This is a genomic window from Streptacidiphilus fuscans (assembly GCF_015690355.1).
Lineage (GTDB): Bacteria > Actinomycetota > Actinomycetes > Streptomycetales > Streptomycetaceae > Streptacidiphilus > Streptacidiphilus fuscans.
In genome coordinates, this window is record NZ_JADPRT010000005.1 from 237,646 (window position 1) to 255,524 (window position 17,879).

At 69.7% G+C, this 17,879-nt stretch carries 24 protein-coding genes; 11 read left to right on the forward strand and 13 right to left on the reverse strand.

The genetic code is table 11. The features are described 5' to 3' along the window. Positions 1 to 122: 122 nt before the first annotated feature. Positions 123 to 1,082 carry a helix-turn-helix domain-containing protein gene (locus I2501_RS14280; RefSeq protein WP_196194352.1) on the forward strand — a complete coding sequence of 320 codons (960 nt, stop codon included), beginning with the start codon at positions 123 to 125 and terminating at the stop codon, positions 1,080 to 1,082. A 35-nt stretch (positions 1,083 to 1,117) separates the two neighbouring features. Here I2501_RS14280 and I2501_RS14285 read toward each other — a convergent pair whose 3' ends face one another. Together I2501_RS14285 and I2501_RS14290 are read right to left on the reverse strand one after the other, a co-directional pair. Then, positions 1,118 to 1,309, reverse strand: a complete 192-nt coding sequence (locus tag I2501_RS14285) for a DUF6126 family protein (RefSeq protein ID WP_196194678.1) — start codon at positions 1,307 to 1,309, stop codon at positions 1,118 to 1,120. A gap of 47 nt (positions 1,310 to 1,356) precedes the next feature. Beyond that, positions 1,357 to 1,707, reverse strand: a complete 351-nt coding sequence (locus I2501_RS14290) for an ArsR/SmtB family transcription factor (RefSeq protein ID WP_196194353.1) — start codon at positions 1,705 to 1,707, stop codon at positions 1,357 to 1,359. Between the two features lie 201 nt (positions 1,708 to 1,908). Here I2501_RS14290 and I2501_RS14295 point away from each other — a divergent pair, with 201 nt between their 5' ends. The 4 genes from I2501_RS14295 to I2501_RS14310 are packed head-to-tail and all read left to right on the forward strand — an operon-like array spanning position 1,909 to position 4,294. After that, positions 1,909 to 3,135 (forward strand): cytochrome P450 family protein, encoded by a 1,227-nt coding sequence (locus tag I2501_RS14295; protein ID WP_196194354.1) that lies wholly within the window; start codon positions 1,909 to 1,911, stop codon positions 3,133 to 3,135. A gap of 53 nt (positions 3,136 to 3,188) precedes the next feature. Further along, positions 3,189 to 3,455 carry an RNA polymerase subunit sigma-70 gene (locus I2501_RS14300; RefSeq protein ID WP_196194355.1) on the forward strand — a complete coding sequence of 89 codons (267 nt, stop codon included), beginning with the start codon at positions 3,189 to 3,191 and terminating at the stop codon, positions 3,453 to 3,455. Positions 3,456 to 3,457: 2 nt separating this feature from the next. Next, positions 3,458 to 4,039: a Clp protease N-terminal domain-containing protein gene (locus I2501_RS14305; RefSeq protein ID WP_196194356.1), complete on the forward strand. Its 582-nt coding sequence runs from the start codon at positions 3,458 to 3,460 to the stop codon at positions 4,037 to 4,039. Between the two features lie 36 nt (positions 4,040 to 4,075). Beyond that, positions 4,076 to 4,294: a GNAT family N-acetyltransferase gene (locus tag I2501_RS14310; RefSeq protein WP_196194357.1), complete on the forward strand. Its 219-nt coding sequence runs from the start codon at positions 4,076 to 4,078 to the stop codon at positions 4,292 to 4,294. 77 nt (positions 4,295 to 4,371) lie between these two features. On the opposite strand, the gene I2501_RS14315 is transcribed toward I2501_RS14310, so the two are convergent. After that, positions 4,372 to 4,812 (reverse strand): hypothetical protein, encoded by a 441-nt coding sequence (locus I2501_RS14315; RefSeq protein ID WP_196194358.1) that lies wholly within the window; start codon positions 4,810 to 4,812, stop codon positions 4,372 to 4,374. Positions 4,813 to 4,965: 153 nt separating this feature from the next. Here I2501_RS14315 and I2501_RS14320 point away from each other — a divergent pair, with 153 nt between their 5' ends. Then, a complete protein-coding gene (locus tag I2501_RS14320) occupies positions 4,966 to 5,373 on the forward strand; it encodes a hypothetical protein (RefSeq protein ID WP_196194359.1) in 408 nt (135 codons plus the stop codon). Positions 5,374 to 5,382: 9 nt separating this feature from the next. Here the strand turns inward: I2501_RS14320 and I2501_RS14325 are convergent, their stop codons facing one another. From I2501_RS14325 to I2501_RS14350, 6 genes are all read right to left on the reverse strand, one after another. Further along, entirely contained in the window at positions 5,383 to 5,910 is a 528-nt protein-coding gene (locus I2501_RS14325; RefSeq protein WP_196194360.1) for a hypothetical protein, read from the reverse strand. A gap of 418 nt (positions 5,911 to 6,328) precedes the next feature. Then, positions 6,329 to 6,682 carry a hypothetical protein gene (locus I2501_RS14330; protein WP_196194361.1) on the reverse strand — a complete coding sequence of 118 codons (354 nt, stop codon included), beginning with the start codon at positions 6,680 to 6,682 and terminating at the stop codon, positions 6,329 to 6,331. 133 nt (positions 6,683 to 6,815) lie between these two features. Continuing rightward, the gene (locus I2501_RS14335) at positions 6,816 to 7,598 is read right to left on the reverse strand and encodes a phosphodiesterase (protein WP_328806366.1); all 783 of its coding nucleotides are present in this window, start codon (positions 7,596 to 7,598) and stop codon (positions 6,816 to 6,818) included. A gap of 323 nt (positions 7,599 to 7,921) precedes the next feature. Then, a complete protein-coding gene (locus tag I2501_RS14340) occupies positions 7,922 to 8,392 on the reverse strand; it encodes an NUDIX domain-containing protein (protein WP_196194363.1) in 471 nt (156 codons plus the stop codon). Between the two features lie 88 nt (positions 8,393 to 8,480). After that, on the reverse strand, positions 8,481 to 9,008 hold the full coding sequence (locus I2501_RS14345; RefSeq protein WP_196194641.1) for a flavoprotein: 528 nt from the start codon (positions 9,006 to 9,008) through the stop codon (positions 8,481 to 8,483). 11 nt (positions 9,009 to 9,019) lie between these two features. Further along, positions 9,020 to 10,333, reverse strand: coding sequence for a helix-turn-helix domain-containing protein (locus tag I2501_RS14350; RefSeq protein WP_196194364.1), 1,314 nt, complete (start codon positions 10,331 to 10,333; stop codon positions 9,020 to 9,022). Between the two features lie 519 nt (positions 10,334 to 10,852). Between I2501_RS14350 and I2501_RS40935 the strand changes: the two genes are divergently transcribed. The 3 genes from I2501_RS40935 (at position 10,853) to I2501_RS14365 (ending at position 12,324) form a co-directional block, all read left to right on the forward strand. Next, positions 10,853 to 11,182 carry an ATP-binding protein gene (locus I2501_RS40935; protein WP_196194365.1) on the forward strand — a complete coding sequence of 110 codons (330 nt, stop codon included), beginning with the start codon at positions 10,853 to 10,855 and terminating at the stop codon, positions 11,180 to 11,182. Next, on the forward strand, positions 11,179 to 11,484 hold the full coding sequence (locus I2501_RS39335; protein WP_196194366.1) for a YrhB domain-containing protein: 306 nt from the start codon (positions 11,179 to 11,181) through the stop codon (positions 11,482 to 11,484). The genes I2501_RS40935 and I2501_RS39335 overlap by 4 nt, the downstream gene beginning before the upstream one ends. 141 nt (positions 11,485 to 11,625) lie before the next feature. After that, positions 11,626 to 12,324, forward strand: a complete 699-nt coding sequence (locus tag I2501_RS14365; RefSeq protein ID WP_196194367.1) for an HAD family hydrolase — start codon at positions 11,626 to 11,628, stop codon at positions 12,322 to 12,324. A gap of 189 nt (positions 12,325 to 12,513) precedes the next feature. Here the strand turns inward: I2501_RS14365 and I2501_RS14370 are convergent, their stop codons facing one another. Further along, positions 12,514 to 12,909: a cupin domain-containing protein gene (locus I2501_RS14370; protein WP_196194368.1), complete on the reverse strand. Its 396-nt coding sequence runs from the start codon at positions 12,907 to 12,909 to the stop codon at positions 12,514 to 12,516. 52 nt (positions 12,910 to 12,961) lie between these two features. On the opposite strand from I2501_RS14370, the gene I2501_RS14375 reads away from it, so the two are divergent. Next, entirely contained in the window at positions 12,962 to 13,990 is a 1,029-nt protein-coding gene (locus tag I2501_RS14375; protein WP_196194369.1) for a GlxA family transcriptional regulator, read from the forward strand. Between the two features lie 103 nt (positions 13,991 to 14,093). On the opposite strand, the gene I2501_RS14380 is transcribed toward I2501_RS14375, so the two are convergent. Further along, the gene (locus tag I2501_RS14380; RefSeq protein WP_196194642.1) at positions 14,094 to 15,008 is read right to left on the reverse strand and encodes an aldo/keto reductase; all 915 of its coding nucleotides are present in this window, start codon (positions 15,006 to 15,008) and stop codon (positions 14,094 to 14,096) included. A gap of 85 nt (positions 15,009 to 15,093) precedes the next feature. After that, complete coding sequence (locus tag I2501_RS14385; protein WP_196194370.1) at positions 15,094 to 16,065, reverse strand: SDR family NAD(P)-dependent oxidoreductase; 972 nt, start codon at positions 16,063 to 16,065, stop codon at positions 15,094 to 15,096. Positions 16,066 to 16,128: 63 nt separating this feature from the next. Here I2501_RS14385 and I2501_RS14390 point away from each other — a divergent pair, with 63 nt between their 5' ends. Then, positions 16,129 to 16,725 carry a TetR/AcrR family transcriptional regulator gene (locus I2501_RS14390; protein ID WP_196194371.1) on the forward strand — a complete coding sequence of 199 codons (597 nt, stop codon included), beginning with the start codon at positions 16,129 to 16,131 and terminating at the stop codon, positions 16,723 to 16,725. A gap of 26 nt (positions 16,726 to 16,751) precedes the next feature. Here the strand turns inward: I2501_RS14390 and I2501_RS14395 are convergent, their stop codons facing one another. Next, on the reverse strand, positions 16,752 to 17,807 hold the full coding sequence (locus tag I2501_RS14395; RefSeq protein ID WP_196194372.1) for an enoyl-CoA hydratase/isomerase family protein: 1,056 nt from the start codon (positions 17,805 to 17,807) through the stop codon (positions 16,752 to 16,754). Positions 17,808 to 17,879: the final 72 nt, after the last annotated feature.

Consider the following 17,879-nt stretch of genomic DNA (forward strand, 5'->3'; position numbering starts at 1 on the left):
GGTCACTGTGCGTGTGGGCGCTGGTCACTGGGCGTGGTAGCGTCGGCTGCACAGAAAGCTCATAGTTGACCCCGGCGGTGCTACCAACACCCCGGGGCCCGGCACCAGGAGTAAACCCTCCGATGCACATTCATCGTAGCCGTCATATGCGCGGCTTCACGACATTGCCCAACTACTTGTTGCAGGACCGTCGGCTGTCGTTCAACGCCAAGGGCGTGCTCGTCGACCTGCTCTCCCGGCCGGACGGCTGGCGCGAGGACGGCCGCCAGATCGCCGACTCCAGCCCGCAGGGGCGCGGCTCCGTCTCGAAGGCTCTGCGCGAGCTGGCGCGCTTCGGGTACTACCGGGTCGAGAAGCTCCGTCGGCCGGACGGGACCATGATCAGCGTGGCCCACGTCTACGACAGCCCCCAGCTGTCCGTGGTTCCGGCTGCCGGAAAGGCGGGACTCGGCGGGGCGAAGCGCGGTGCGTCTGACGGCCTTTCAAAGAACCAGGGAAAGAACCCCTCCCTCCCCGCCGATCCCGCTGACGACGTCGCGGACGTCGTGGGCGGCGACAGCGCGGTGGCCGAACCTGCCGCTGCTCCTGCCACTGCTGCCGCTGCCGCTGCCGCACGGGAGGTCCCGCCGGAGGTGCGAGAAGCGGCAGCGCTGCTATACCGCGTACTGCGCCCCGAGCCGCGCCTTCGTCTCGGCGCGGGCGAAGCCCTGACGCTGGCGCCGCTGGTCGCGGGGTGGTTGGAACTCGGCGCGAGTGAAGGTGATCTGGCCACCGCGCTGCTGCCCGGCCTGCCGCAACGCATCCACGCCCCGGCCGCACTCCTCCGCGACCGCCTCACCCGCAAACGTCCCGCCGTGCTGCTCGCAGAGCGCGCAGACCGACCCACCGTCCCGGCGCGAGGCGGGCACGAGTGTGCGCAATGCGCGGTCCCGATCCCCCAACGCGGTATCTGCCGCTCCTGCGCGGGCCTGGTTGCTCCCCCGCCCGCCGTCAGCCCCGGCGCGTCGGTGGCCGCGCGTGGCGCCGCCCTCGCCAGAGCTGCCCTGCGCCGCAGCACACCCGTCGCCGTGTCGATCCGCTGACCCGGGCCGCTTCCCGTGGTCGGTCGGGGTCAGGGTCAGTGGTGGTTCGTGCCGCCGACGTAGAACAGCAGCATCACCAGGCCTGCGAAGATGTGGAAACCGATGACGTAGATGAACGCGCGGACCCACACACCTTTGCTGGCGCGACGCCCGCCGCCCTCGCTGCCGTCGTCCACGGGCTCGGGCCTGGGCCCGGACGCGGGCAAAGGTGCGTTCTGGTCGGACACGAGGTCTCCCTAGATGTTCGGAACTGGACACGGACGGGCGCGCCCGGTCAGCGGGCCGTCGCTCCGGCGGTGTCGGCGTCGCGCAGCTCGGCGAGCAGGTCCTGCTGACCGGCGATCAGCTCGGTCAGGATCCGGCGGGCCGCCCGCAGCAGCTCGGCCACGTCGGGACCGGCCAGGGAGTACACGACGGTGTCCGCCTCGCGTACGGACGTGACGATGCCGGAGCGGCGCAGCACGGCCAACTGCTGGGACAGGTTCGAGCGTTCGACCTCGATCTCCGCCAGCAGCTCGCGCACGGGCTTCGGCCCCTCCGACAGCAGCTCAAGCACCCGGATCCGGACGGGGTGGCCGAGCATGCGGAAGAACTCCGCCTTGGCCTGGTACAGCGGAACCGGCACCGCGCTCAACTCCTGTCGTCCTCGCCCTGGCCGCACGTTCCGACCGGGCTCCACGCAGCGAGCACTATTGCAGGAATTGAAGAAATCTTCAATTCGCTACATGGACACTTGTGCACCGCCGAACCCGCCCCCTCCCCCGACCACCGGGTCGGCCTGTGTCGCTGACGGCGGCCCTACCGAGGCTGCAGGAGTCTGGTCCCCATGGACCCGATCCGCGACCCGTACCCCGTCCTGGCCCGTATGCGATCGGCGTGCCCGGTCCACCCGCTCACGGACCGCAGCGGCCGCACCGGCGGCTACCTGGTCCTCGGCTACGACGAGGCCCGCCAGGCGCTCGCCGACCCGCGGCTCTCCAAGAACACCGCCGCCTTCTTCGCCGACAAGGCCGGCGGCCGGAACATCCATCCGGCGCTCTCCCAGACCATGCTGGCCACCGATCCGCCCGACCACACCCGTCTGCGCCGGCTCGCGACGTCGGCGTTCACCTCCGGAGCGGTCGGCAGACTGCGTCCGGCCATCGCCCGCATCACGGACGAGCTGCTCGACCAGTGGCCCGCCGAGGGCGAGGTCGACGCCGTCGCGTCGCTCGCCGTGCCGCTGCCCGTGACGGTGATCTGCGATCTGCTGGGCGTCCCGGAGGAGGACCGGGACCAACTGCGCGCCTGGTCCATCGACTTCTTCGCGGCCGGAGCCCCGGAGCGCACGGACCGGGCGTCGCACGCCCTTGCCCGCTACCTCGAGCAGCTGACCGCGGCCAAGCGCAGCTCGCCCGGCGACTCCCTGCTCGACGCGCTCATCGCCGCGCGCGACGAGGGCGCCCGCGACGGGAGCGACCGAGCCGGGGGCGACCGCGCCGGGAACGACCGCACCGGCGGCGACCGCCTCAGCGAGGCCGAACTGGTCTCGCTCGCCGCGCTCCTGGTCGTCGCCGGGCACGAGACGACCACGGCCTTCCTCGGCAACGCGCTCCTCGCGCTGCTGGACCACCCGGCGCAGCTCGACCTGCTGCGGTCGGAGCCGGAGCGGCTGCCCAAGGCCCTCGACGAGCTGCTCCGCTACGACCCGCCGGTCGCGCAGGCGACGTTCCGCTTCGCCACGGAGCAGGTCGAGTTGGGCGACACGGTCATTCCGCCCGGCTCCCCCGTCCTGGTCAGCCCGGCCGCGGCGAACCGTGACCCGTCCCGGTTCGCCGACCCCGACCGACTCGACCTCACCCGCGAGGCGGGCGGCCATCTCGCCTTCGGCCACGGCATCCACCGCTGCCTCGGCGCGCAGCTCGCCCGCGCGGAGGCGGAGATCGCCCTGTCCCAGCTCCTCGCCCGCTTCCCCGCTCTGCGTCTCGCCGTCCCGCGCGACCAACTCACCTGGCAGCCGACGCGGTTGGTCCGCACGCTCACCGCACTGCCGCTCTCGGTCGCGAGCGCTTAGAGCTCTGTCAACTTTGGTTGACATCCCACGCTCGTCAACCTACATTGACAGACATGAGCGAGACCAAGACGCTCGCGGACGCCGCGAGCAGCAGAGACCCCGCAGTGGGCCTGAAGGCCGTGCGCGCGCTGCGCGAACTGGCTGAGCGACTGGAGAACCTGCAGGTTGGCAACGCCCGCGCCCAGGGGTGGACCTGGCAGATGATCGCGGACTGCCTCGGCGTGAGCCGCCAGGCGGTGCACAAGAAGCACGGCAGCGGAAGCGGCACCGGAGACGGCACCGGAAGCGGCGGTCGTTTCGGCCGCAGGAAGGGAGACTGATCATGTTCGAACGGTTCACCGCCGACTGCCGGCGCACCGTCGTCCTCGCCCAGGAGGAGGCGCGGATGCTGCGCCACCCGATGACGGGCTCGGAGCACCTCCTCCTCGGCCTGCTCGGGCTGCCGGACGACGCGTCCGTGGCACTCCTCGCCGACGGCGGCCTCGACCTCCCGACCGCCCGCCAGGCGGTCCAACGCCTGCTCGAGGCCGCCGCCCCGGAGTTGGACGCCGAGGCGCTCGGCACCATCGGCATCGACCTCGACGCCGTCCGGGAGAAGGTCGAGTCGGTCTTCGGCGTCGGCGCGCTCAGCGCGACCGGCCCAGCCTCCGGCCCCGGGCCCGGCGACCGCCGACGCGGCGGCCGCGGCGTCCTGGGCGGCCATCTGCCCTTCACCCCGGACGCCAAGAAGGCCCTCGAACTCTCCCTCCGCGAGGCCCTCGCCCTCAGCAGCCGGGAGATCCTCCCTGGCCACCTCCTCGGCGGCCTCCTCCGCGAGGAGCAGTCCCTGGCCGCCCGCGTCGTGCGCGACCACGGCTTCGACCTCCCCACCCTCCGCGACCGCGTCCGCGCCACGCTGACCTGACGCAGCCGCGCACGTGGCGCACAGGGCGCGTGGCACGTGGCCGTCCGCAAGGACGCCACCCTGCGCCCGCGCATCATGCTGATCTGGGTCGCGGACTCCTACCGCCGGCACGGCGTCGGCGCCACGCTCGTGCAGGCCCTGGCAGACGACTTCGGCTGCCGGATCGCCGACGTCTCATGGTCGAACCCGATCAGCGGCGGCGGCCGCCGCCGTCTCGCACGCCGGGTGTCACCCGAGGGCGTCTGGGTCAGCTGAAGTCCCGCGACACAGGCTTGCCGTGACGCAGGCTTGCCCTGACGCGCCGGATAAGACGTCTCCGGCGAACGCAACCCTCACCGGGCCCAGTCGCCGTCCCAGCCGGTACCGCGGCGCTGCTCCTCGACCGCCTTGTGCGCGGCTTTCATGCCCGGCGACATGCCGCGGTACTTCGTCCTGTCGTCGCGCCACTCGCGGACGGCGGCGATCTCCATCTGATGGGTGGCGTTGGGATGCGCGCGTCGGTACGCCGCGAGCCAGGCAGTGAACTCGGGGGACGAAGCAACGCTCCTTGTGGACGTACGCGGAGACGTCGGCGGCTCCGTCGACAGCGTCGGACCGACGCTCGGCGGGGACGCCGTGCGCGGCGTCGGACGCGGTTCCGGGCGCGGATCCGGGCGCGGCCGGGGACTCGACATCGGGTACCGCTCCGGGCGGCGAAGCGCCACGCCGATCATGAGCACGAAGAACAGCACGGCCGGTGCCAGCAACAGCCCCAGCACGATCAAACCGACCACCACGCCACCTCACTTCTCTCAGCCCAGGCATACCCGCGCAGTCCACGCTCAGTCCGCCGACGCCCCGTCACAAGATCACCGACAAACCGGCTTCTGCGGCGCAGCTCGCCCCCGGTACCGTGCCTGGCTGAAAAGACTGTCACGTACCTGGAGATGACCGATCTCGGCCAGCTGAAGCCCGGTCGGATCGTGCCGTCGTTGGACCTTCGACGCGAGGACGGTCTGACGGCGCTGGCGCGCTCCGTGCAGGCCCGGGTCGGAGCGGCGCACGCGTGGCGCAGTTTCACACGTACCGACCAGGAGTGGGAGGAGTGGGCACCCCTGAACCCGCACCGCCAATACTGGCTGATCCGGCTGGCGGGCGAGCCGGTCGGGATCACCAAGCTGGAACCTAAGCCCGGCGGGGAAGTCGAGGTCCGCACGTTCGGACTCCTACCGGTGGCTTTGTTCACGAGATGCGACAGCAGATGTTCACCAGATTCGACAGCACTCGTTGAGTTGCTGTTCGAAGAAGCGATGAAGGGTCCGACCCGACCGGCCGGACCCTTCGACCTGCCCTGAATCAAAGGGCTAGAGTCCGCCGACTTTCGCCGGGAACTTCTGCAGCACTGCGGCGATGTCGTCGGGCTTCTCCGGGTCGACGAACTCAACCGGGGCTTGGAGCTGGAACAAGTCACCCTTCGGGGGGTACTGGGAGACTTTGCCCACCAGTACCGCCTCACCCTTCGGGGTCAGCACGAGCGGCTCTTCGCCCGGCCGCTCGACCGTCAAGGTGCAGGTGCGCAGGTCCATGGAACATTCGAACTTAGGCGGGTTCGCCTGCGTCAGCCGCAAGATGCCCTTCGGATCGGCGTCGACGTCGCCCTGCTCGAACGTCAGGGTGCCGCCGCCGGCGTCCGCGGGGATTTCCGCCGTGGACTTGAAGCCGACCAGGCGCAGACGCACGCTGTTGGCCGGGTCGTTCGGGTTGGCATCGACCCGGTGCTTGATGCCCCCGCGAAAGTCCACGGTGACCTTTGCGGTCCCGATCTGCACCGGGGTGTTGATGGCGAGCGAGCTGCACGGGATCTCGAGGCCGATCGGCGGAAGAAGGGGCATGCGGCAGTCCTTCGCGTAGGCGGAGTGGGACGGGGACTCGTCCCGCCTCACTTTTAGACCGGGCGTTGCTCGACGCCGGGACCGCCACCCGCACCGTTCCCGGATTTCACCCAGACGCGCCGCCCGACCGCCATGCCTCGGGATCGAGTAGCCAGCTCCACGCGGGGGACGCGTCTCGCGTCCACCGATCAACTGGTCCACGCCGTCGGCGCACCGACACCTGCCCCGACTCTGCCACCGTCACGACGTGAACGGTCCCGCCAGCAGCGAGGGCATGAATCCGGATGCAAGCTCGCCATGCTCCCGCTGCCTGTGCCTGCGCGCCATCACTCGCACGTCAGTCCGCCGTGAGCCGTCACCGGCGAGGTAAGCCGCTCGTTCCTGCTGGGCTTCCGGCGACCACGACCGGAGCGCTCGGTCAGCGGAACTCGTGGACCACCTGGATCTCGCCGACGATGTGGGTGTTGAACTCGTCGAGCTCCTCGGCCGGGACCCACAGTTCGAGGATCGTCCGCCCGCCGGCCTGCTGGACGGGATAGCGCGCCAGAAACTCCGTCTCGACCTCGAAGCGGGTGACGAATCCGGCCCCGTCGTGCTTGACGTTCCAGTCCCGCGCGATCTTGACCGCGTAGTCCTCGTTGAGGACCGGGTAGAAGATCGGCTGCTCGGGGAGGCGGGGCGGCCAGGCGCGCCAACCGAGTTGCCGCACCAGGTCCAGCTCCTTCGGCCCCGTGGGACGCCACAGAGTCGTTGTCGCGGACTGGCTGGTCATGAGAGTCGCTCTCTGGTCGTAGGACCCGCAAGGGGCGCTGGGCTGAACAAGGGCACGCTAGCGCCTCCAGCAGAAGCCAAGCGAGGCAATATCCGCAGGTGACCGCACCGCCTGGGTGCCAACAGGCAGGACCCTAGAAGCCGGCGATCAGCCCCGCAGCGTGGCTGATCGGGACGGTGTGCGTGACCCAGGCGGAGCCGCTGAAAAGGTGGAGCAGAAAGGACGTCGGCTCCGGAAGGTAGTTGGGCACGCCGCCACGCAGGGCGAGGCCGCTCTGGAGATGGGTGCTCGGGGCTGTCGTCAGCACGCTTCCCCCGAAATCGGCGGTGATGGAGCGGTGTACGTGGCCCGCGAGCACTCTCGCAACGTTCCCATGCCGGGCGAGGACGAGCGCCAAGGCCTCGGCGTCGTCCAGGCGCATCTCGTCCAGGAAGGGAATGCCGACAGCAACAGGTGGATGGTGCAGGCACACGACAGCGGGGATGTCCGGTCTGCGGCCAAGGATCCCGTCGAGCCACTCCAGCTGCGCGGCGCCAAGGCGACCTCCCGCTGCCTGCGGCACCTTCGAGTTGAGGACGACAAGGGTGAACGCCGGGTAGTCCACCGCGTAGTGCGGCTGCGTCCCGTCACCCACGAAGCCCGTGTCGGCGAACTCGGCGAGCAGCACTTCAGGATCGTCGTGGTTGCCCGCCACCAGGTGCAGCGGAAGGGGGAAACGCCGGATGACCTCCCGCAACACCCGGTACTCCTCCGGGCTGCCACGGTCGACCAGGTCCCCGGTGATCACTACGCAGTCCGGCTGCGGGTCGAGCACGAGGACGCGCCCGAGCGCCCGATGGAGCCCCTCGGCAGGAGCTCCGGCCAGGGGCCCGGTCGTGATGTGCGGATCACTGAGGTGCGCGATGGAAGCGGTCACCCTGGAACGCTCCAACACTCCGGCGGGCATGGCAACCAATCGCGCACAGGCGCCGTGCACCGCATCAAGAAGCTCAAGAGGTAGATCCACGGGCGAGCCTGCTTCGGCCCGCTCCGGAAGAGTCGCGGCGGCTGATGACGTTCCTCAGCGCCGACCTGAACTCGACGCGACATCCGCGCGCAGGGTACGACTGCACACACCAACTCCAACGACCACCCAACCGCGCTCATCAAGTACCAGCGCCGCGGACTGAGCGTCTATCGCACCGAGGTCGAGTAACTCGGCCAGCACAAGACGGCAGTGTCCTCGCATCGATTCCACGATCATCCCAGATACGGGCTGGGTCGCTTCTCCAGGAAGTGCGACAGCCGGAGCCGCTGCGTGTGGTGCATGGGCAGACGGTTGAGGTCAGCGAGGTCCACAAAGCGTAGTTCTGTGGACTCGTCAGAGATTGCCAACCTCCCGCCGACGACGCGGGCGGTGAACACGACCGCGAACTGACGCCGCACCTCTCCATCGCTGTACGCGATGACATGCTTCGGGTCGGTGTAGGTACCGACGAGCCCGGTGATCTCGACGTCAAGCCCGGTTTCCTCGCGCACCTCGCGGACGGCAGCGCCGGGCAGGCTGTCGTCCATCTCCATGCCCCCGCCCGGCAGCGCCCACATTCCGCTGTCCGTCCGGCGTTGGAGCAGGATCCGTCCCTCGTCATCGGTGACGACAGCCGCAGCCGCTACGACGAGACTGTTCGGTGTCGGCGCCGCCGGGTCGTCGTAGAACTCTGTACGTGCCATGCTCAGTCTCCCGCTCGACGGATGCCGCTGGACCAGTCAGACCGCAATCCCGCCCCCTGCGATCTGAAGCAGTCTCTGGCGAACATCGTCAACGATTGCCGCAGGCGTCTCCCCGGAGCAGGTCCAAGGCCTCGTGCCAGTCGAATCGGTCACGGCCTCCCCCCGCCTTGGGCGTGTGCGGCTCGTAGCTGCCGAAGCGAACGCCCATCTCTTCAAGGTCCCGACGACTGCGTGCGTACGCGGGGTGGGCGGCCTGGGCCTTGTTGATGTAAGGAAGAACGACCGCTGGGATGTTGAGACCGTAGGACTCCGTAAGGATTCCGAGGGCAAGGGTGTCCGCGTGGCCCGCCGCCCACTTGGTGATGGTGTTCAACGTGGCCGGCGCCACGGCGATCGCGTCGGCCGGAGGCAACGGCCGTGCCTGCCCTGGAGTCCGCCAGGCAGACCGGATCGGGTAGCCCGTCAGCTCTTCGAGAGCCTCCCGATCCATGAGGGCCAGCGCGTTGGGGGTCGCGATGACACCGGTCGCCCAGCCTTCCTGCTGGGCCTGACGAATCAACGTGCCGACATCGTCCGCCACACCAGCCGCACAGACCACGATGTAAAGGAACGGCATTCGGATCGTCGTCACACCGGCACTCCCAGCTCGTCGCACATCCGCCTGAGTCCTGGCACCTTACCCGTCCGATCACGGACAGCGAGGTCAGCGACCAGCTCACGGACAGCCGGCCGACGCACGTCCTCGGGCGCGGCCCGTTGGGCGAGCCGGAGGGCACGGTGGGCTTCGTCAAGTTGGCCGAGCTGCGATTTGGCTCGGGCCACGTCCAGCCAGAGCGCGGCTCGGCGTTCCGGTGCCTGGATCCGGCGACCCATCAACGGGGCAGCAGCGTCCAGCGCCGCACCGGCGTCACCCAGCGCCACATGGGTGCTGACGGTGTGCAGCCCGATGTTGGTGCTACTGAAGTTCGCCCACGAGTCCGGCCGGTCGATCTCCACATACCGGCCGACCTCCCGCGCCTCGCCCAGAAACTCCTGTACTGCTCCGCGGTCCTGAGCCCGACTCGCAGCGGTGGCACCGCGCAGGAGCAGGAGACCCACAGCGGCGAGGCGGACAGCCGGAAGGCGGTCGTAGCTGCCGGAGAGCTGCTCGGCGCTGTGCCGAATGGAGACGACCGCGGCCCGTGCGTGCCCACCCCGGATCAGTGCGTGGCCCTGGATGCGCACGCTGGAGGCCAGAGCCACCGGGTCACCGCTCTGCTCAGCCTCGGCGACGGCGCGGCCGACAGCGAGCCAGGCATTGCCGAGATCCCCCCGTTTGAGCAGGGTGCTGGCAGCGACTTGGTACGTCGATGCCAGGAGCCGGGACATGACCGGGTCCGCGAGCTCGGCGCGCGCAGCGCGCAACTCCGTGATCAGCGCGGGCAACACTCGGTCCAACTCGCCGTATCGGCAGGCACAGAACAGTCCGCGTGCGGCAAGCGTGCGTTGCTCCAGTTGCTCAACGCTCGCCGGGCGCGCCTCCGCAGGGCTCAGGCCCGGCATCAGCGCGAGAACCAGGTCACTGCCGGAATTCGCGGATCGCCTCCCCACCGAAGGCGAAGCAAGCGCTCCTATTCCAGCCGCGAGCAACCTTCGACGGTCCATGCCCGCCTGGGGTTCGTGATCTGCGCTGCCAACATGGGAGAGCCCGAACTCCCGGAGAGGAATGTCCAGCAACTCTGCCACGGCTCGGAGAGTCCGAATGTCCTGGGTGCCCAAGCGCTCCAGGCGGGAGACCTTCGTCTGGTGATATCCGAGTCGCGCGGCGAACTCTGTCTGCGTCCAGCCCTTGAGCACGCGGGCCTGCCGGATGAGCGCGCCGAGTCGCTTGGGGTCCGGATCTCGCCGGCTTCTCTCCTGTGACACTGGGCCTCCCGCGCTGAAGATCCTGCCCGGTTTCATGACCCTATGCGACCTTGCGAGGCTTCGTAAGCACGACCTGCATAAACCAAGCGGGATCTGCATGACCGTCAGCTATCGCACAGCACACCGGGTTTCCTGGATGGGCGGCCCCAACGCCCTGCTCCTCTCCAGCCCGAACGGATGCCGTCATGCATGTCTCGCGCTTGGCCCTGTATCTCAACCACGCAGTCCTGGGACCCTCCCCGGCGTGGGGAGGAACCCGGACGGAGCTGTGCCACGAGTACGCCCAGCGTTACGGACACCTGGTGGTAGCCGGATACGAGGACCGGTCGACCGAACCACCAGAGCTGCGGCCGGGTTGGCAGTGCGTCACCGACGCACTTCAAGCCGAAAGGGTCGACGGCGTCCTGACCTGGGCCAGTTGCATGATCTCTGCCGACCCATGCGCCGTCGACGTTCTGTACCGCACCGTGCTGGCCCCGCGCGGGGCGATGCTCGCGGAAGCCCACACACTCCCCCGTCCGCTCGAACCCGAGTTTCCGGCCGGGTGGTAGCCATGTGCTGCCTCTTCACGCCACGTGGGACCTTGAGTCGACCGGTGAGGCAGTCCACGTCACCCGGCACGCCATCACCGCCGTCTTGGAGGCCTGGAAGATGACGGCCGACCATCGGTTCCAGGCGCTGCTCGTCTACTCCGAACTGGCCACGAACGCGGTACGTCACGGCAGCGGCCAGCCGATCAGTGTGCACATCAGCCTCGCTGACGAGGAGTTGACGGTGGAGGTCAACGATGCAGGCCGCCGCGTCGGGAACACAGCTCAGATGCCATGGCGGCCTCGTGCAGCCGTTGTTCGGCTGCTCGGCCCAGTCTGTAACCTACGACCGTGATCACATCGGAGCAGGCCAGGGAAATCGCAGACCGGTTCATCGCCGAGGCGAATGCTCGGCCGCGTTATGGCGACGACGAGCTCGTGATCACCGGATTCGCCGAGCATCGCTTCGGCTGGTCCTTCAGCTACCAATCATCGCGTTGGGTCGAGACAGGTGACATTCAACACCTTCTGATCGGCCAGGGGCCCGTCGTGATTGACCGTCGGGATGGGAGTGTTCACGCCTTCGGCTCCGCCACCCCCGACGCAGACGTGGCTCGCTTCCAGGAGCGCTATGACGCGGAGACGAAGAACCTGTAGTCACTGAGGTTTTCTCGGTGAAGATCGGCTCCAAGGGCCGAGTGGTCGATGGTGTCGGCGGGCGGCTTCTCGAAGATTGACTCGTCGGTGGGCGAGTGGCAGCCTGCCTGTGCTCATGCGCCTGCTGGACCCGGGGGATCCATGCCCTTCTTCAAGGCCGTTCTCTTCGACTGGGTCGGAACGCTCATCGTCCCCAAATGGGGCCCGACTCGTGGGCAACCCAGGGGGGCGTCGTGGATCGGGAGCTCGTTGAGGCAGGTGGGCCGGGAAGTCTCCACGGCCGAGGTGGAACGGGTCAGCGCAGCCCTGAACGCGGCCGGAAGGCGCCCTGACGTCGCTGAGGGCTGGGCGGGAGCTGATCTGTCCGCTGCGGCCCATCGGGAGAATTATGACCGCTGGGTCAACGCCGCCGGAGTGGACCGTCGCTTGGCCGGGGTGATGTACGAGTCCCTGTGCGACGCCACTGACAACCAGTTCGCCGTCGATGTCGAACCCACCCTTGGAGCGCTCAAGGCCGCCGGGGTGAAGGTGGCCATAGTCAGCGACATCCATGTCGACATCCGTCCGAGCTTCGCGAAGGCGGGCCTGGACACGTACGTCGACGACTTCGTCCTGTCCTTTGAGTGCGGTGCGTGCAAACCCGACCCGGCTGTCTTTCGCACCGCCCTGGAACGGCTCGGCGTACAGCCCGACGAGGCCCTGATGGTCGGCGATCGCTCCGGCCACGACGGTGCGGCCGTCGAAGCCGGTCTCACGACGTTGCTCGTGCCGCCGTTGACGCACGTGACGGAGAAGCGACTGCACCTGGTCCTCGCCACCTGCAGCGTCCCCGGCCTTTGAATGCCCGCTCGGATCCTCGAAGCCGAAGACCAAGCAGGCCAGTGCGGCCTCACTGGCGTAACCGTGGCCCCACACCGAACGCATCAACCGCCAGCCGGTTCCACTGAGGAGCCCCCGTTGCTGCGGCCGATGGAGCGCTGAGCTTGAGCGGCACCGCCCGGAAGTGCGAACGGCAGGCAACCCCAGTCCTCACACGTCCAGCGCGTGACCGGTCGTCGCGTCGACGTGTGCCGGGACCTCCTCGTGGCGGTCGCCGACGGTCGGCGTGCCGGTGGGTTCGAACATGAGGATCGACGCGCCCGACGGAGCGGACGGTTTGTGCTCCGTTCCCCTCGGGACGGTGAAGACCGCGCCCTGGGGCAGCACCACCGCGCGTTCCCCGTCCGGCTCGCGGAGGGCGATGTGGAGCTCGCCGTGGAGTACCAGGAAGAACTCGTCGGTGTCCACGTGGACGTGCCAGATGTGGTCGCCCTCGACCTTGGCGATCCGGACGTCGTAGTCGTTGACCCGCGTGACGATGCGCGGGCTCCACAGCGCGTCGAAGGAGGCCAGAGCCGTGGCGAGCGAGACGGGTTGGTCGGTCATGCACTCATCCTGCGCTCCACCGCCCGTCCCCGGCGAGTGCTAGGAATTGCACATGACGCAAGGATTCTCGCACCACGCCGCCCAGCGGACCGGCGCCCGCAAGGCGGGTGCGCTGCATCGGGTGGTCGTCATCGTCGACGAGAACTCCAACCCTTTCGAACTCGGCTGCGCGACCGAGATCTTCGGCCTGCGCCGACCCGAACTCGGCCGTGACCTCTACGACTTCCAGCTCTCTTCCGCCGAGCCCCGCACCCGCATGCGGGACGGGTTCTTCACGCTCACCGGAGTCGCCGGTCTGGACGCCACCGAGGACGCGGACACCGTGATCGTCCCCAACCGCCCCGACGTCGAGACGCCGCGCCACCCCGCGGTGCTGGACGCCGTCCGCCGGGCGCACGCGCGCGGCGCGCGGTTGATCGGTTTCTGCAGCGGGGCGTTCACCCTGGCCGAAGCCGGAGTGCTCGACGGCCGCCGGGCCACCGCGCACTGGCAGTGGGCGGACTCCTTCCGGGCCATGTTCCCGGCCGTCCACCTCGAGTCGGACGTGCTGTTCGTGGACGACGGCGACATCCTCACGGCGGCCGGAAGCGCAGCCGCGCTCGATCTCGGGCTGCATGTCGTCCGCCGCGACCACGGCGCGGAGGTCGCCAACTCCGTGAGCAGGCGACTCGTCTTCGCCGCTCACCGGGACGGCGGGCAACGGCAGTTCGTGGAGCGGCCGTTGCCCGACGTGCCCGACGAGTCGCTGGCGCCGGTGCTGGCCTGGGCGCAGGAGCGGCTGGATCTGCCCCTCACGGTGGCGGACCTCGCCGGGCGCGCCGCGGTCAGCCCGGCGACGCTGCATCGACGCTTCCGCGCGCAGTTGGGGACGACGCCGCTGTCGTGGCTCACCAGGGAGCGGCTCGCCCTGGCCTGCCGGCTGATCGAGCGAGGCGAGAACCGCTTCGAGGTCGTCGCCCGCCGGAGCGGACTCGGCACGGCCGCCAACCTGCGCGCGTTGATGCGCCGCGAGACCGGCATCACCCCGTCCGCCTACCGGCGTCGCTTCGGCCCGGAGGCGGCCTCGGCCGACGCCACCTGACGCCTGGCCTCCTGACGCGACGCCACCTGACGCGAGGCCAGCACCCACAAGGCCGCCTGCGCCGACGCCACCTGCGCCGAGCCGACCTGACGGCGGCCGCGCCTCAGCCCGCGGACTCCAGCGCCGCGAGGTCGTCCGCCGTCAGGCGGATGGCTCCGGCCGCGATGTTCGCCTCCAGGTGGGCCAGATCGCCGGTGCCGGGGATGGCCAGGACGTGGGGTCCCTGGGCCAGGGTCCATGCCAGTCTGATCTGCTGAGGCGTCGCCCCGTGGGCCTTCGCCACCGCCAGCACCTCGCTGCTCTCCTCCGAGTTGGCCGGATCCGGCGTGGCCCCCGAGGCCCGCGCCCCCGCGATGGCGAAGAAGGGCACGAACGCGATACCCGCCTCCCCGCATGCGTCCAGCACCTCGGCGGAGCCACGGTGCCCCAGGCTGAACCGGTTCTGCACGACCGCCACCGGCGCGATCGCCCGTGCTTCGGCCAGTTGGGCCGTCGTCACGTCCGAGACCCCGAGGTTCCGGACCAGCCCGGCCTCGCGCAGCTCGGCCAGCGCGCCGAAGTGCTCGGCGATCGACTCCCACCGCATGTTGCGCAGGTACACCAGGTCCAGGTGGTCGCGGCCGAGTTGGCGCAGGTTCTCCTCGACGTCGCCGCGCAGTTGGTCCGGTCGCGCGGAGGTGTCCCAGTCCCCGCTGCGGTCCCGGCGCGGACCCACCTTCGTCGCGACCAGCACCTCGTCGCCGAACGGGGCGAGCGCGGCGTTGACAATCTCATTGGCCGAACGCAGCGACGAGAAGTAGAAGGCGGCGGTGTCGATGTGGTTCACGCCGAGCTCGACGGCACGGCGCACCACCGCGATCGAGGTCTCGCGATCGCGCGGCACCCCGCCGTGGAAGGCCTGGGTACCGGTCAGGCGCATCGCACCGAAGCCGAGGCGGTGCACGGTGTGCTCGCCGAGCCGGAAGGTGCCCGAGTCGGCGGCGTTCGGCGACGAGGCGCGGTTGGAGTGGGGGTTCATCGAAGTGGTCACGGGGACTTCTATCACCTCCTTCGCGTCGATGCCGGAGGAATTCGGGACGTCAGTGGGCTGCGGCGGTCGAGGGTCAGCCGCGGAGCAGGTCGGTCGAGACCGCCCAGAGGCGCTCGGCGATGGCGGGGTCGAGCGCCCATTCCTTGACACCGTGCGGGTGTTGGGCGAGGTCGGCGTCGTTCGGCACGGTGTAGGCCTCCTGCGCATCGTCGAGGTAGTGGCCTCCGGAGTGGGCGAACTCCGGCGCGACAGCGGCGACGATGCTGGTGGCGGCCCCCTGCTCGACCGTCTTGTAGCTGAAGACTCCGGCGGCCTCGGCCGCATCGAGCGACTGCTTCTGCCGCGTCGTGAAGTTCCGCTGCAAACCGGTGGCAACACCGCCCGGGTTCACCGCGTTGGCGACGATGCCGTCGGACGCCCACAGGCGCGTCGCCTCCACCGCGAACAGGGAGTTCGCCGTCTTCGACTGGGCGTAGGCGATCTGCGGGTCGTAGCTGCGACGCTCGAAGTGGAGGTCGTCGAAGTCGATGCCGGAGCGCATGTGCGCCGTCGAGCTGACCGAGACGATCCGCGCTCCGTCCCGGTCCGAGGCTCCCAGGGCCAGCGCGTCATGAAGGCCGACGGCGAGGGCGAAGTGACCGAGATGGTTCGTCGCGAATTGCAACTCCCAGCCCTCACGGGTTCGTTCGAGGCCACCGGTGACCACGCCCGCGTTGTTGACCAGCAGGTGAAGCGGGCCGCTCCACGCCTCGACGAACGGCGCGATGGTGGTCGTGTCGGCAAGGTCCAGTCGGACGACTCGGGGCCGGACGCCTCCGGTCGACCTCGCGATCGTTTCGGCGACGCCGTCACCCGCAGCCGTGTTCCGTACGGCGAGCGTCACCTCCGCCCCGGCTGCGGTCAGCGCACGAGCGGTCTCGACCCCGATTCCGGAGGAGCCTCCCGTCACGATCGCCCGGAGGCCGGTGAGGTCGACGCCCCGCAGTACGTCGTCCGCCGTGCTGGAGGCGGTGAAGGACGTCGAGATGGTCTCGCGAGCAGCCATGGCGCTGACTATACGCACTGAACATGATTTGTATAGTGCGACTCCCGCTCGTATGCTCGCCTCATGAGCAGTTCCGAGGCCGGCACCCCGCCGTCGGCAACCACCGACACAGGCTCCGGCAGCGACACCGACACCGACCGTCGGACCACGGTTCTGGACTCGGCCCTGGTCACGTTCGCGCGTTTCGGCTACCGGAAGACCTCGATGGAGGAGGTGGCGCGGGCGGCACACATCTCCCGACCCGGGCTCTACTTCCTCTTCTCCTCGAAGGAGACCCTGTTCCGCGCGGCGGTCACCCAGGCGCTGGAGCGCGACATCGCGGCGGTCGAACACGTCCTGGCCGACGCCGACCGCCCCCTGCCGGAGCGCCTCGTCGACGCGTTCGACCAGTGGGCGGGACGCTACATCGGCCCCCTGGCACGCGATGTCGCGGTGGTCGTCGAGGACAACCCCGGCCTGCTGGGAGAGATCGTCGAGACCATGCCGCGACGGTTCGAGGAACTGATCACCGCCGCGATCGCCGTCGCGTCAGGACGAGAGGCGGCCACCCCGGTCGCGCAGACGATGATCAGCACATCGATCGGCCTCAAACACCAGGCCGCATCACGGGAGTTCTACCTCGACCGCCTGAAGGTCGCCGTCGACCTCCTGGTGCGCTGAAGACAGTCTCGACGACCGGGCGACGACTAGCTCAGCCAGTCACAGATAGCATCGTCGACGTCCCGCAGCGCGGCGGGCTGCCAGTGCGGGGTGCGGTCCTTGTCGATGACCTGGGCGCGGATGCCCTCGGCGAGGTCCGGGTGGCGGACGGCCGCGCAGGAGACGCGGTACTCCTGCGCGAGCACCTCCTCCAGCGTCCCGAGCTCCCGCGCCCGACGCACGGACGCAAGGGTGGCCGTGACGGCCGTCGGCGACTTGGCGGTGATCCGCTCGGCCGTCTCCTTCGCCGCCACGACGCCGACGGCCAGCAGCCGCTCGACGATCGCCTCCGCCGTCGGCGCGGCGTAGCAGTCGTCGATCCAGTCGCGGTGTTCGGCGAGAGCCGCGGGCGGCGCGTCGGCGGCGTGGCGGGCGAGCGCGGCGGGGACGTCCAGCACGGCGAGGTCGTCCAGCAGCGCGTCCAGCCGCTCGGACGGGACGAAGTGGTCGGCGAGTCCGCACAGCAGGGCGTCCCCGGCGCCGACCGAGTCCGCCGTGAGCGCGAGATGGGTGCCGAGCTCGCCCGGCGCGCGGGAGAGCAGGTAGGTGCCGCCGACGTCGGGGACGAAGCCGATGGCGGTCTCCGGCATCGCGAGCCGGGTCCGCTCGGTGACGATCCGGACGCTCCCGTGGGCGGAGACGCCGACGCCGCCGCCCATGACGATGCCGTCCATCAGCGCGACGTAGGGCTTGGCGTAGCGGGCGATCCGGGCGTTGAGCCGGTACTCGTCGCGCCAGAAGTCCTCGGCGGCGCGCGGGTCGCCGCTGGTGGCGGACCGGTGGATGGCAACGATGTCGCCGCCCGCGCACAGTCCCCGCTCCCCCGCGCCGGTGATCACGACGGTCGCGACGCCGTCGTCGTGCTCCCACGCGTCGAGCGCGGCGGCGATCTGCCGGACCATGCCGTGGGTCAGCGCGTTGATCGCCTTCGGCCGGTTGAGGACGATCAGTCCGACGCGCCCGCGCCGCTCGGTCAGGACCTCATCGGCGGGAACCTCGCCGGTCGGAACCTCGCCGGTCTCCGGGGTGACGCTGACGCGCATGATCTCGTTGGTTCCTTCCAGGCCGGTGCACCGTACCCAGCACGGTAACCCCTGCCTCCGGTCGTCCGGCGT

Coding starts and splice junctions, on each gene's coding strand:
- I2501_RS14375 (WP_196194369.1), top strand. CDS start 12,962: ATGACGCAAGGATTCTCGCACCACGCCGCCCAGCGGACCGGCGCCCGC.
- I2501_RS14295 (WP_196194354.1), top strand. CDS start 1,909: ATGGACCCGATCCGCGACCCGTACCCCGTCCTGGCCCGTATGCGATCG.
- I2501_RS14385 (WP_196194370.1), bottom strand. CDS start 16,065: ATGGCTGCTCGCGAGACCATCTCGACGTCCTTCACCGCCTCCAGCACG.
- I2501_RS14340 (WP_196194363.1), bottom strand. CDS start 8,392: ATGGCACGTACAGAGTTCTACGACGACCCGGCGGCGCCGACACCGAAC.
- I2501_RS14300 (WP_196194355.1), top strand. CDS start 3,189: ATGAGCGAGACCAAGACGCTCGCGGACGCCGCGAGCAGCAGAGACCCC.
- I2501_RS14320 (WP_196194359.1), top strand. CDS start 4,966: ATGACCGATCTCGGCCAGCTGAAGCCCGGTCGGATCGTGCCGTCGTTG.
- I2501_RS14330 (WP_196194361.1), bottom strand. CDS start 6,682: ATGACCAGCCAGTCCGCGACAACGACTCTGTGGCGTCCCACGGGGCCG.
- I2501_RS14390 (WP_196194371.1), top strand. CDS start 16,129: ATGAGCAGTTCCGAGGCCGGCACCCCGCCGTCGGCAACCACCGACACA.
- I2501_RS14370 (WP_196194368.1), bottom strand. CDS start 12,909: ATGACCGACCAACCCGTCTCGCTCGCCACGGCTCTGGCCTCCTTCGAC.
- I2501_RS14380 (WP_196194642.1), bottom strand. CDS start 15,008: ATGAACCCCCACTCCAACCGCGCCTCGTCGCCGAACGCCGCCGACTCG.
- I2501_RS14325 (WP_196194360.1), bottom strand. CDS start 5,910: ATGCCCCTTCTTCCGCCGATCGGCCTCGAGATCCCGTGCAGCTCGCTC.
- I2501_RS14395 (WP_196194372.1), bottom strand. CDS start 17,807: ATGCGCGTCAGCGTCACCCCGGAGACCGGCGAGGTTCCGACCGGCGAG.
- I2501_RS14350 (WP_196194364.1), bottom strand. CDS start 10,333: ATGAAACCGGGCAGGATCTTCAGCGCGGGAGGCCCAGTGTCACAGGAG.
- I2501_RS14345 (WP_196194641.1), bottom strand. CDS start 9,008: ATGCCGTTCCTTTACATCGTGGTCTGTGCGGCTGGTGTGGCGGACGAT.
- I2501_RS14280 (WP_196194352.1), top strand. CDS start 123: ATGCACATTCATCGTAGCCGTCATATGCGCGGCTTCACGACATTGCCC.
- I2501_RS14305 (WP_196194356.1), top strand. CDS start 3,458: ATGTTCGAACGGTTCACCGCCGACTGCCGGCGCACCGTCGTCCTCGCC.
- I2501_RS14365 (WP_196194367.1), top strand. CDS start 11,626: ATGCCCTTCTTCAAGGCCGTTCTCTTCGACTGGGTCGGAACGCTCATC.